Genomic DNA, 11811 nt, shown 5'->3' with positions numbered 1-11811 from the left:
CATTCGTGGTGAGCTTGTCGAACCATGAACAAAACACCCTTCGACAGGCTCAGGGAGAACGGTGTAAAAAATACATCTTAGAGGTTATGCAAGAAGTCTAATAAATAAAGGGGTATTTTTTACCCCTTTTGAAAATAACCTTGCAAAATCTGTTTTCCGACTTCGACACCGGGTTGATCGTACGTATTGATCTCCAATAATGCACCACTAAGAGAGGTTAAAAGTTCATAATAGAGGATCAACTCTCCCACCGAAGCTTCATCAATCTGTTTCCATGCAATCTCATCAACGCTTACGCCGCTTTGTAACACACTTTGCATCGTAGCATGACATTGTGCATTGATCAGTTCATTGAAACTTTTTCCGTTAACAAAATCACTTTTTTCAAGATGAGACAGTGACAATTCAGGGATCATCAAATGATCTTCCGAATGCTCGATATGCATGAACGTAACCGTTTTATTGAGCGGTCCTTCCATGATTAACTGCAAAAAGGAGTGTTGATCGACCGATCCGATAAGAGAGATAGGGGTCAATCCTACCCTCGAACCGACACGATTGCGTTTTCCTAACGACTCACCCCAAATTTGAACCACCCACTTACCGAACTCTTCAAACGTATCGGAATAGGCAAAAAGAACATTCATCGGATACTGTTCGCTATGGGTAACGTAATACGCCGCTTTTTGGAGCATATGATCCTCTTCACGGTTCCAAAACTGTTCCAAAAAGGTTTGCGCTCCATTGAGGATCATCGCCGTATCAAATCCTGCCAATGTCAAAGGGACCATACCGACAGCACTTAAAACGGAAAAACGCCCGCCGACATTGGCAGGAATGACGAACCGACGAAGATGGTGTTCATCCGCAAATCGTGCAAGAGGGGAATGATCATCACTTACGACGTAAATTTGTTCTGAATGATCCAACGGCAATTCAAAACTTACAATAAGCCGTTTAAAGATGGAAAGTGTCTCAACAGTCCCCCCCGATTTTGAGATAATAACAAACAGTGTGCGAAATTTATCGATCTGCTTCATCTCACTCATGATGCTGATCGGATCAGAGTTTTCGAGATAGATCAGTTTTTTCGCGTTTGGAGTACTTGGACGAAGAAGCCTCTCAATCGCTTTGATCCCTAGCGACGATCCTCCGATACCGATGATGGCTATCGTATTAAATCGACGATCAATACTGCGATAAAGGTTTTGGAGTTCTTCTACAAGAGGCTGTGACGCTAAAGGGAGGTGATAATAACCGATTTCACCCGAAGAGGCTTCGTAACGAACCGCTTCAAACCCTTTTTCAAGGGTGAAGGGATCGAGATTCTTCGTTTCAAAATGGTTCGTATAACGAAGCATCAGTGTGTACCGATAAGAACCGTCATATCAACTAAGCGACTGCTGTATCCCCACTCGTTGTCATACCATGCCAATACTTTGACCGTATTGCCATCTACGACACTGGTCATATCAGGCACATACGTCGAGCTGTACGTTGATCCGATAAAGTCGCTGGAGACACGTTTATCGTTATCAACTTCAATCAACCCTTTGAAAGCACCGGCTGCTGCGGCATTAAACGCTGCATGAATATCCTCTTTGGTAACCTCTTTTTTCAAATTGACAGTCAGATCGACAACCGATACGTCCGGTGTCGGTACACGCATCGCATAACCGTTGAGTTTCCCAAGTAAATTCGGCATAACTTTACCGATTGCTTTCGCCGCACCCGTCGATGTCGGAATCATATTCATTGCCGCCGCACGTGCTCGACGCGGATCTTTTGAATGTTTTACGTCCAAAATATTTTGATCGTTTGTATACGAGTGGATTGTGGTCATCAAACCGTTTTCAATCCCAAATGCATCGTCCAAAACCTTACAAATCGGTCCGAGACAGTTTGTCGTACAGCTGGCATTTGAAATAATTGTCTCCCCTTTATACGCATCAGAGTTAACCCCAAACACATACGTCGGAGAATCATCTTTTGCAGGAGCGGACATAATTACTTTTTTAACGCCGTTTTTGAGATGTTTGGCACAGCTTTCCTGATCAAGAAATTTTCCGGTACATTCGATAACCACTTCGGCTCCCGCACCTCCGAAATCAACATTGTCGATATTTCGGTCACTGAACATACGGATATTTTTGCCTGCGATTTGGATGGTTTTATCATCAATGACTTTTGCATCGATTCCTCGATGAACGCTGTCAAACTTGAGCAAATATTCCAACATTTCAGGTTTTGATGTGGTATTTAAGGCTACCAGCTCGATATCATCGCGTTCCGCAATGATTTTTGCAACGATAATCCCAATTCTGCCTGTTCCGTTAATTGCCACTTTGAGTGCCATAAATACTCCTGTCCTGAGAAAAAATTAATACTGTGATTTATTTTAACAAATAATCGTTGAAATGAGGGTAATAAAAGGGGGAAATTCTCCCGGAAATGGGAGAAAAGGATTAATAACTGTAGGTAATTCTAACCGGAATTTGTTTGAGAGGCTGATCACTCTCGACACTGATCTCCTGACCTTTTAGTATTCCGTAGTTTGTATACCCGCTCAAAACTTGACGAGTTTTCATCGTTGAGATATTCTCACATTTACGTACCGTTTGGTACGAGCTTGATTCAGGAGTGTTATACTTGCTTCCGATATTTTGCCCTGCCAACGTTCCAAGAACCGCACCACCGACGGTTGCTACCGTTTTTCCGGTGCCTCCGCCGACATTGTGCCCAAGAACACCTCCTAGTGCACCGCCCACAACAGCACCGACGACATCGTTATTACTTCCACCGGAACTTACTTTTTCTTGAACGTCATAGCAACGTTCACTTGGAATCTCTTCTTGAATCGTTGAATAATTCGGAACCGATTTCGTAACAGAAATATACTCTGTGACCGAGAAACCTTCAGCCATAAGAGCAGATGAAGCCAATAACAAAGATACGGCAATACGAGATGAATAATGAGATGACATCGTCTCTACTTTGAATAGTTATTGAACGTATTATAAATAGCTAATGTGAACGAATAGTGAATTATCGACTATTTCCGTATAATAAAGTGTTAATTTTTTCATATACATCTAAAATTTCACTTTTTTTCTCAAAAAAACTATTTTTATTGGCGATCAAATGGGTGGTAGATTCCATAATAGTTTCAACCGCTTCCAAACCGTTTTGTTTCATTGTACTGCCGGTCTCTACGACATCCACGATCATATCGGCAAGCCCTACAAGGGGAGCGAGTTCAATCGAACCGTAAAGCTTAATAATGTCGGCGGCGACTGCACGCTCGGCAAAATAGCGTTTGGTGATATTGACCATTTTCGTCGCTACTTTGATCTCGCTTTTGGTGAAATCGGGTTTCTCTCCGGCACGCATACCGATAGCAACACGACATTTCCCTTTTTGTAAATCCAAGAGACGGATCACGTCCAACCCCTGCTCTTCGAGAGTATCAAGTCCGACGACACCGATGTCCGCCGCTTGATGATACACATAGGTGGCAACGTCTTGGTTGCGTACCAATAAAAATTTAAAATTTTCGGTTTGAAGGATCAATTTTCGATCATCAAATTTAAAACTGCTTCCAAAAATCTGTTCGAATATTTCGAGTGTATCTTCGGCAATTCGCCCTTTTGGGAGTGCGACACTTAGCATTTAGACCCTTTTTCTATCAACTTTTTCATCCCCGCAAAGATCAAATCTTCATCAACTGTCGCTTCGGGTAAATAACGAGACAACAGTACGGCATCCCCTCCGGTCAGATAAATCGGTTTTCCGAGTTCCTTGATTCTGCAAATCAAAGGAGCCAAAAAACCGACCGTGAGGGCATCGGGAGTATTTTTCGCCATTTTAGCTAAATCTACCTCAAAGTTAAATGACACATCCAATGCAGGTGAAACTCGTGCATACGCTTCCCTTGCCGCGCGAAGTCCTAACGAGATGAATCCGCCCTGATAGAGAGCATTTTGCATCACGTCGACCGTGACAGCACTCCCCGCATCGACAATGACTCCATTGTCGATCGCTTCACATACCATAATCCGATCAATCCCCATTGTCGGATAGTATTTGTCCCAATCAATGAATTTCCGCACATTATACCAATTCGTATAGTCTCGAACACGTTCATTGAACACAGCATTGACACTGGCGAAATAGACGGTGTCATAGATAGTTGCGGGGTCGAAATCCTCCGCACTCAGCTTGGTACGTTTACCTGCATAGAACAAATCAACCGAAGTATTACCAACATCGCATAATATCATGAGGGTATTATAGCTTAAGAATTTTACTATCTTTTTGCCATTGGATGGTGTTTCAATACCGTCTCTTGGAGATTTTGCTTTTGAACATGCGTGTAGATCTGTGTCGTCAGCAGTGACGCATGTCCTAAAAGCTCTTGTACAACCCGAAGATCCGCTCCTCCGAGGATCAGTGCCGTCGCATAGGAGTGACGGAGTGCATGGGGTGAAACCCCCAAATATTTTTGAGTTATTTTAAACGCGGAGACACGACTAAGAGCCTCTCCTCGATAGTTGAGCCATAGATGCGGACGGTTCTGATACGGTGAAGCATCCCGATACGCCCTCAAGGCATTCAGCGCTTCCTGTGCCAAGGGGACATATCGCTCTTTTTCCCCTTTACCTTGACGCACTCGCAGCCATTCCCCCTCGACATCCCCCTCTTGGAGTGCCAAACACTCGCTGATCCGAAGTCCTGAAGCATATAAAAAAAGGACTAAGGCATAATCGCGCAATCCGATCCAATCACTGCGATCAATCAATTCAAGTGATGATTGAATCGTCTCAAACGAAAGAAATTTCGGAAGGTTTTTGGGGATTTTGGAAAGAGAACATTTTGATGCTTGAGAATCGAAGCGGTTGCGATGACAGAAATCCAAAAAGGAATTAAATGCAGAGAGTTTGCGATTGAGCGTACGCTTGTTACTGATAGACCCGAGAATGTGAAAAATGAGGTTTGAATCAATTTCCGTGAGACTTTTTTGAGCGGCATCTTCCAATGCGCTCAGATCCAGACGATACGCCTCAATCGTTCGAGGGCTTAAAGCTTTGATGACAATAATGTATTCAAGAAAAGCCTCAAGCTCTTTCGACATTATTGGATATTGATATAGCGGTCGTCAAAATAAAAACGGCCGTCTCCGATAAATATTTTATTATCCGCATCCATATCGACATCATACACATCATAGGTCAAAAGGTTTTTGCTCAATGCGATCATGTACCCCTCTTGCTCCAGAGCATATACACGGTCATTTTGTACACTCAACCCGACAAAATGGGCAAACGGAAATTTCTTTTTCGCTTTAAACTGCAGCGTCGGGCTCAGTGCAATCACTTCACCTTGTTTCGTTGTCAGCCAAATTCCATCCGTTGCATACACAATATTTCGAATTTCGTATTTTTCGCGTGATTCTTTTTGAGAAAGGGCCAATACCCCGTTTCCGGTAGCAGCTACGAGATTGTTATCGATAACATTCATGTAGGTGATATTATTAAAATATTCGCTTGAGTTAACAACCACCGAACGCAACAACTGTTTGGTTTCCGAATTGACTATCACAATTTTCCCATCAAGGGTCATAAACAATACCAACTCTTTTAAAAAATACGGATTAGCGATACGAGCATCTACCGCGATAGGGGCATTGGCACTCTCTTTGAAAAGCAATTTTTTGCTCTCCAGCGAGTAGAGCGCCATTTCGTTGTTGGCGAATAAGACAGCAACTACGTCGTCTTGAATCGAAGCTGCCGCAACGTCTCGTTTAAACTCAAATGTGACCTTTGCATCTGTCCCGTCTGCAGGAAAAAGAACCATATTTCCTTCGGTACTTTGCGTAATAACCCACTCACGATTCGCATTGATCAAACGAAAATCTTTGGGAAGTTTAATATTTTTTTCACCGTCTGAAGTCAATAAATGGCCGTTATCCAACATCGCGGCAGACTGTCCCGTTTGTGCGATCGAAGCGCTTAAGCGACCGGCAGTGCGCCACTCACCTTTAACATTATCTGGTTTGTACACTTCTTTGTGAGAACATCCGCTTAATAAAAGTACCGCTGCAAGGGATACCGTACCGAAAAGTAATTTCATTCTTTGACTCCATAGTGTTGAAGGGCCGTTGCGGCTTGATATATCGGGGAGTCTTCCGCGATGAGTGAGAGTTTTTCATGCGCCGTTAAAACATCCCCTTTTTCAATCGCATAAACCGCGAGCTCAAGTAAAGCCAAATCTTTGTACATCGCACCCTGTTGTTTAGTGTATTGATCCAACGCTTTCATATCGCTTTTAATAGCAGCGGATTCATACGTAGCAATGTCACCCACACCGAATGATTTGGAATGTTTCAATCCTTCCAGCACAGTTACATCTTTTTGAGAAATTCCGCGTGAAAGCTTCCAAACGTCATAGAGAGACGGATTATCATTTTTAAGGGTCTGTTCCGCTTTTGCATCGGCAGGATTCGCTAAAAGGAGATTAAATGCGGCATTGGAACTTTGCAACTTTGCATTGGTATACGTTTGATACCCGATTGCACCCCCTACCGCCAGCAAAGAGCCCACCACAATTCCGATCAAAGGTTTTTGGTATTTTTTGACAAAGCGTTCAGTGCGTATTGCACTTTCAAAAAACTTCTCTTCTGAACTCAACTCTTCTTTTACGGCTTCAATATTCTCTTTTAGACTCAAAACAGCTCCTATATCTCTTGGCTCATTAATGGGACAATCATATCTTACCCTACGTTAAAGTTAAGTAAACCTTTTTTTAGGGTACAATTATTTTTCATAAATTTATCACAACTTAGGTTAACCATGCAAATTGACGAAACATTACTTCAGCGATTAGAAAAACTCTCTTATCTGCAAATTCCACATGAGCATCGTAGCGAAATGATCGCTCAACTCAGTGAAATCGTCTCGTTTGTCGATAATCTTTCTGAACTCTCCACAGAAGGGGTTAATGCAACGTTTTCCATGTCAGACGCTCCAACCCGTTTGCGAGACGATGAAGGGTATGTTGAACGTTCAATTAATGATGAAATTCTCTCCCATGCACCTCATGCGCAAGAGCATTTTTTCATCGTCCCTAAAATTATTGAGTAACCAATGATACATATCTACGGAATCAAAAGTTGTGGCAGCGTCCAAAAAGCATTAAAATTTTTGGAAGATCGATCTCTTGCGTATACGTTCCATGATTTCAAAAAAACTCCCGTTGATCAGCAAAAGATTACCGTTTGGGCGTCAAAGGTCCCCCTTGCTACCCTTTTGAATACCAAAGGGACAACCTACAAAACATTGGGTCTCAAAGCACTTGAGCTTGATGACGCCGGAAAAATAACGTGGATGAGCGACCATAACCTCCTCATAAAACGCCCCGTTATCGAATACAACGCTCAAATTATCGTCGGTTTTGATCCATCTTACTACGAAGGGATATTTAATTCATGAATACAAGCTTAGATATTTACAAACTCCTCAAAAGTGTTGTCGCATACAAAGCGTCCGATCTACATCTCGTTAGTCGTTCTGAACCTCAAATCCGTATCGATGGTCGCCTCGTCGCCCTCAATCTTCCGATTCTTGACGGACACGCGATCGAAAAGATGGCCTACTCACTCCTCAGCGAAAAACAAAAAAAATCGTTTGAAGAGAATAACGAACTCGATTTTTCGATCGTTATCCCCGATGTCGGCCGTTTCCGTGTGAACTATTACAAAACGATGGATGATATTGCCTGTGCGTTTCGTATCATCCCGGTTACGATCCCATCACTCGATGATTTGAATGCCAAACGGATATTCAAAGAGATCATCAAAAGAGAAAAAGGGCTTATTCTCGTCACAGGACCGACCGGAAGCGGTAAATCAACGACCCTTGCGGCGATGCTCAACGAGATCAATCTAACAGAAGCGCGTCATATTATCACCGTTGAAGATCCGGTGGAGTTCGTCCACACCAATAAAAAGTCCCTCTTTTCTCACCGTAACGTCGGAACCGATACCAAAAGCTTCTCATCAGCACTCAAATATGCTCTGCGTGAAGACCCTGACGTTATCCTCATCGGGGAGATGCGGGATCGTGAAACCATTTCTGCGGCGTTAACGGCAGCAGAAACGGGTCACTTGGTTTTTGGAACCCTTCACACCAACTCGGCACCGCAAACCATCAACCGTATCATCGACGTATTTTCAGGGGATGAACAACCTCAGGTACGGGCTCAACTCTCAACATCGCTTATCGCGGTTATTTCGCAAGCACTCTTGCCGAAAATCGGAGGGGGACGTATTGCGGCTCAAGAGGTGATGATCACCAATCCGGCTATCGCAAATCTCATCCGTGAAGATAAAGTCCATCAGCTCTATTCCCAAATGCAGTTGAACCAACAAGGGACCAGTATGACGACGCAAACACAAGAGATCGTCGAATTTTTGCGTAAAAAACTGATCAACAAAGAGACGGCATTACAATATTCGAATAAACCCGATGAGTTGATCCGTATTATCGAATCGCTCTAAATTCCCCTTCCCACACAGGGGAAATCTTAAATTTTATTTCAAAAGTATCCCATTTTTTACTTCTTTAGGAAATACCATCCCCTTTATTGTTTATAATTACACATTATGAAATACGGACACTTATTAAAATCGCATCATCTCAAAGCAACTCCCCAAAGGCTCGCTATAATGGAGCTGATGGAACACGCAGGGCATATCAATATCGATGAGTTGCATCAAGCCATTCGTGCAAAATTCGATTCCATCTCGCTTGCTACCCTTTATAAAAATGTCAATACGATGCTCGATGTGAGCTTGATTCGCGAAGTCAAGATTCCGGGACAAAAAACAAAATACGAAATCCAAAAAGAGACACATGCACATATTCTGTGCAAATCGTGCGGAGAGCTCAAAGACATAGAGTATTCAGTTTGTTCTGATTTGGAAAAATCGATTCGAATGAGTCATTATACGACAGATGATATTTCCGTCGTGATTTCCGGGACTTGTCCTCAGTGTCAAGAAACATCTGTTTCTTAACAAAAAGACTACAGCGAACAAGCGTAGATATTATCGAATTTAACGTGACGCGGTTCCCCGTAGCACATATGCAAGAACGTCCATTTTTTCTGGAAGTAAAAACTCCACCACCGAGCCGGACAATGCTCTGATTAAACAGTTTCAGGCGTTTTTTGACAAAGAACAAGAATAACTGCTCTTTATTGTAACTTCTGCGCTACGAGATCATTGACGACCCCAGGATTGGCTTTTCCTCCGGTTGCTTTGAGTACCTGCCCGACAAAAAATCCGAACAGTTTCGTATTACCCGCTTTGTATTTTTCAACATTATCGGGATTTTTCGCCATCACGTCATCGATGATCGGCGAAATTACGGCTGGATCGCTGATCTGTACCAGTCCTTGCGCTTCGACGATTGCTGCAGGGTTTTCACCGCTGAGTGCCATCTCTTCAAACACCTGCTTGGCGATTTTGTTGGAGATGATCTCCTCATCGATCATTTTGACCAATTCGGCGATTTGTGCAGGGGTGAATTTCAGCTCACCCGCCTCTTTTTCTTTGAGTTCACGGGCTACTTCGTTGGAGACGATATTCGCCAAGGTCACGGGGCTGTTATACGTAGAAAGTGAGGCTTCGAAGAATGATGAGAGTTGCTCATCCCGTGCGAGGGTGTTCGCCACTTCGTTCCCCAGTTTCATCGTCCCCGTATAGGTATCAAAGCGCGCCTGTTCCGCTTCACTCATCGGGGCAACTTCGCCATCGATCTGTACTTTTTTCTCTACCGCTTTGCGCTCAGACTTCGCCGTGTTCTCTTCGCCTTTGGCTTTTTTGTTCCACGAATCTTTAAGCCCTACAATTTTGTTAAATACCGGTGCTTCGTCGGTGTAGTCGACCGGATCGGCATAAAAGTACCCTTGACGCTCGAACTGGAAGCGTACATCGGGTTTTTCGGTGATGAGGGCAGGTTCGATGAGGGCGTTTTTAATCACTTTGAGTGAATCGGGATTGAGATCTTCCACCCCCTCCGGTGCTTCGCAGGTATAGAGCCGATCGTAGAGTCTCACCTCGACCGTTTTTGCGGTGTTGGCTTCGACCCATTGGATCGCACTTTTGACCTTAATACCGCTCGTGTCGGAGCCGCTTTTAGAGGTAGGATGGTACGTTGCGATGATTTCGGTGATATTCCCCGCCGCGTCTTTGATCACCTCTTTGCAGGTGATGATGTAGGCGTGTTTGAGGCGTACCGGCTGTTCAGGTGTGAGGCGATAAAAGCCTGCTGGCGGGTTCTCGCTGAAATCGTCGCGCTCAATGTAGATTTCACGCGAAAACGGCAGTTTGCGCGACCCCTCTTTCGGCACGTCTTCAGGGTAATACGAAGCGTCGAGCTCTTCACTCCCTTCATAATTCTCAATCGTCACTTTAAGCGGGTCGAGAACACACATGACGCGGGGCACTTTGGTATTCAGATCATCACGGATACAAAATTCGAGCTGTGCAACATCGACCATCGAGTTGGCTTTGGCGACACCGATTTGATGACAAAAATTAAGGATCGACTCAGGGGTGTACCCGCGTCGGCGCAATCCCGCGATGGTAGGAAGACGGGGATCGTCCCAGCCGTTGACGTAGCCTTCGTTGACCAGTTCTAAGAGCTTTCGTTTGCTCATGACGGTGTAGCTGATCCCCAGTCGTGCGAACTCATGCTGATACGGGCGCGGAGAGGTGAGCCCCAGCGTATCGAGCACCCAGTCGTAGATGTCACGGTTGTTTTCAAACTCCAGCGTACAGATCGAGTGAGAAACCCCCTCGATGTAGTCGGAGAGGCAGTGTCCGTAATCATACATCGGGTAGATATGCCACGCATCTCCCGTGCGGTAGTGATGGGCGTGACGGATGCGGTAGAGGAGCGGGTCACGCATCTTCATGTTCGCCGCACTCATATCGATTTTAGCACGGAGAACGTGTTCACCATCTTTAAACTCACCGTTTTTCATCCGCTCCAGCAAATCGAGATTCTCTTCGACGCTGCGCTCAGCATAGACGCTACGGCGTCCCGGTTCGGTCACCGTTCCGCGATATTCGCGGATCTCTTCTTCGCTAAGGCTGTCGACATAGGCTTTGCCCATTCTGATGAGCTGTTTTGCGTATTCATAGAGTTCAGGGAAGTAATCGGAGGTGTAGCGGACATTCCCCTCCCATTTGAATCCCAGCCATTCGACGGCATCTTTGAGTGCTTCGACGTAACGGGTATCTTCGGTTGTGGGGTTGGTATCGTCCATCCGCAGGTTACAGTGGCCGTTGTAGTCGCGTGCGATACCGAAGTTGATCGTGATCGATTTGGCGTGTCCGATGTGGGGGAAGCCGTTTGGCTCAGGGGGAAAGCGGGTTACAACTTCGCTGTATTTACCCGCGTGTAAATCCTCTTCGACGATGGTGCGTAAAAAATCTTTGCTCTCGTTCATTGCTCTAAAACCTTCTAAATCGTTTAAAAGTCGTATTTTATCAAATAAGTTCAATTATAACGATACTTGGCAATAGATTTACATGTTTTCACCAAAGCGGCGGAACGTCTGCGCGCCATCTCCTAGACCTACGCCTACACCAACGAGGCGAACTGATCGATGAGACGCTATCGCAATATCAGCGACCAAGAGCTCAAATCACTGGGCTCCCTGATCGAATGGGGCGCGCAAAAGGTATTATCCGCATCGCTTCCGTTTACTCACATAATCGAATCAAAAGTAGCCTTCATACGTTTT

Annotated in this window: 13 protein-coding genes; 4 read left to right on the top strand and 9 right to left on the bottom strand. The window is 44.6% G+C overall.

Translation table 11 applies throughout. From position 1 onward, the window contains the following. Positions 1-119 precede the first annotated feature (119 nt). The 8 genes from JHC35_RS04865 to JHC35_RS04830 all read right to left on the bottom strand — a co-directional run bounded on the left by JHC35_RS04865 (position 120) and on the right by JHC35_RS04830 (position 6725). Complete coding sequence (locus JHC35_RS04865) at positions 120-1361, bottom strand: glucose-6-phosphate isomerase (RefSeq protein ID WP_295042560.1); 1242 nt, start codon at positions 1359-1361, stop codon at positions 120-122. Beyond that, the gene (gap, locus tag JHC35_RS04860) at positions 1361-2356 is read right to left on the bottom strand and encodes a type I glyceraldehyde-3-phosphate dehydrogenase (RefSeq protein WP_295042558.1); all 996 of its coding nucleotides are present in this window, start codon (positions 2354-2356) and stop codon (positions 1361-1363) included. The genes JHC35_RS04865 and gap overlap by 1 nt, the downstream gene beginning before the upstream one ends. Before the next feature lie 109 nt (positions 2357-2465). Then, entirely contained in the window at positions 2466-2984 is a 519-nt protein-coding gene (locus JHC35_RS04855; RefSeq protein WP_295042556.1) for a glycine zipper 2TM domain-containing protein, read from the bottom strand. A 61-nt stretch (positions 2985-3045) separates the two neighbouring features. Next, on the bottom strand, positions 3046-3669 hold the full coding sequence (gene hisG, locus JHC35_RS04850; protein WP_295042553.1) for an ATP phosphoribosyltransferase: 624 nt from the start codon (positions 3667-3669) through the stop codon (positions 3046-3048). Beyond that, on the bottom strand, positions 3663-4280 hold the full coding sequence (locus JHC35_RS04845; protein WP_295042551.1) for a type III pantothenate kinase: 618 nt from the start codon (positions 4278-4280) through the stop codon (positions 3663-3665). Before JHC35_RS04845 ends, hisG begins: the two co-directional genes overlap by 7 nt. Before the next feature lie 26 nt (positions 4281-4306). Then, positions 4307-5131, bottom strand: a complete 825-nt coding sequence (locus tag JHC35_RS04840; RefSeq protein WP_295042549.1) for a tyrosine-type recombinase/integrase — start codon at positions 5129-5131, stop codon at positions 4307-4309. Further along, positions 5131-6129 carry a PQQ-binding-like beta-propeller repeat protein gene (locus JHC35_RS04835; protein ID WP_295042547.1) on the bottom strand — a complete coding sequence of 333 codons (999 nt, stop codon included), beginning with the start codon at positions 6127-6129 and terminating at the stop codon, positions 5131-5133. Before JHC35_RS04835 ends, JHC35_RS04840 begins: the two co-directional genes overlap by 1 nt. Continuing rightward, a complete protein-coding gene (locus JHC35_RS04830; protein ID WP_295042544.1) occupies positions 6126-6725 on the bottom strand; it encodes a hypothetical protein in 600 nt (199 codons plus the stop codon). Before JHC35_RS04830 ends, JHC35_RS04835 begins: the two co-directional genes overlap by 4 nt. Positions 6726-6848: 123 nt before the next feature. On the opposite strand from JHC35_RS04830, the gene gatC reads away from it, so the two are divergent. The 4 genes from gatC to JHC35_RS04810 all read left to right on the top strand — a co-directional run bounded on the left by gatC (position 6849) and on the right by JHC35_RS04810 (position 9073). Then, entirely contained in the window at positions 6849-7139 is a 291-nt protein-coding gene (gatC, locus tag JHC35_RS04825) for an Asp-tRNA(Asn)/Glu-tRNA(Gln) amidotransferase subunit GatC (RefSeq protein WP_295042542.1), read from the top strand. Positions 7140-7142: 3 nt separating this feature from the next. Beyond that, positions 7143-7487, top strand: a complete 345-nt coding sequence (locus JHC35_RS04820; protein ID WP_295042540.1) for an ArsC/Spx/MgsR family protein — start codon at positions 7143-7145, stop codon at positions 7485-7487. Next, on the top strand, positions 7484-8554 hold the full coding sequence (locus tag JHC35_RS04815; protein ID WP_295042538.1) for a type IV pilus twitching motility protein PilT: 1071 nt from the start codon (positions 7484-7486) through the stop codon (positions 8552-8554). Before JHC35_RS04820 ends, JHC35_RS04815 begins: the two co-directional genes overlap by 4 nt. 105 nt (positions 8555-8659) lie before the next feature. Next, positions 8660-9073: a Fur family transcriptional regulator gene (locus tag JHC35_RS04810; RefSeq protein WP_295042535.1), complete on the top strand. Its 414-nt coding sequence runs from the start codon at positions 8660-8662 to the stop codon at positions 9071-9073. A gap of 179 nt (positions 9074-9252) precedes the next feature. Here the strand turns inward: JHC35_RS04810 and JHC35_RS04805 are convergent, their stop codons facing one another. After that, positions 9253-11514 carry a glutamine--tRNA ligase/YqeY domain fusion protein gene (locus JHC35_RS04805; protein ID WP_295042533.1) on the bottom strand — a complete coding sequence of 754 codons (2262 nt, stop codon included), beginning with the start codon at positions 11512-11514 and terminating at the stop codon, positions 9253-9255. Positions 11515-11811: the final 297 nt, after the last annotated feature.

The organism is Sulfuricurvum sp. (assembly GCF_022759005.1).
GTDB lineage: Bacteria > Campylobacterota > Campylobacteria > Campylobacterales > Sulfurimonadaceae > Sulfuricurvum.
The sequence above is the reverse complement of the archived record's forward strand: the minus strand, read 5'-3'. Positions and strand labels throughout refer to the sequence as shown.

Excerpts from the sequence above, each read along its gene's own strand:
- JHC35_RS04840 (WP_295042549.1), bottom strand. The coding sequence starts at position 5,131 with ATGTCGAAAGAGCTTGAGGCTTTTCTTGAATACATTATTGTCATCAAA.
- JHC35_RS04835 (WP_295042547.1), bottom strand. The coding sequence starts at position 6,129 with ATGAAATTACTTTTCGGTACGGTATCCCTTGCAGCGGTACTTTTATTA.
- JHC35_RS04810 (WP_295042535.1), top strand. The coding sequence starts at position 8,660 with ATGAAATACGGACACTTATTAAAATCGCATCATCTCAAAGCAACTCCC.
- JHC35_RS04805 (WP_295042533.1), bottom strand. The coding sequence starts at position 11,514 with ATGAACGAGAGCAAAGATTTTTTACGCACCATCGTCGAAGAGGATTTA.
- hisG (WP_295042553.1), bottom strand. The coding sequence starts at position 3,669 with ATGCTAAGTGTCGCACTCCCAAAAGGGCGAATTGCCGAAGATACACTC.
- JHC35_RS04815 (WP_295042538.1), top strand. The coding sequence starts at position 7,484 with ATGAATACAAGCTTAGATATTTACAAACTCCTCAAAAGTGTTGTCGCA.
- JHC35_RS04845 (WP_295042551.1), bottom strand. The coding sequence starts at position 4,280 with ATGATATTATGCGATGTTGGTAATACTTCGGTTGATTTGTTCTATGCA.
- JHC35_RS04865 (WP_295042560.1), bottom strand. The coding sequence starts at position 1,361 with ATGCTTCGTTATACGAACCATTTTGAAACGAAGAATCTCGATCCCTTC.
- gap (WP_295042558.1), bottom strand. The coding sequence starts at position 2,356 with ATGGCACTCAAAGTGGCAATTAACGGAACAGGCAGAATTGGGATTATC.
- JHC35_RS04855 (WP_295042556.1), bottom strand. The coding sequence starts at position 2,984 with ATGTCATCTCATTATTCATCTCGTATTGCCGTATCTTTGTTATTGGCT.
- gatC (WP_295042542.1), top strand. The coding sequence starts at position 6,849 with ATGCAAATTGACGAAACATTACTTCAGCGATTAGAAAAACTCTCTTAT.
- JHC35_RS04820 (WP_295042540.1), top strand. The coding sequence starts at position 7,143 with ATGATACATATCTACGGAATCAAAAGTTGTGGCAGCGTCCAAAAAGCA.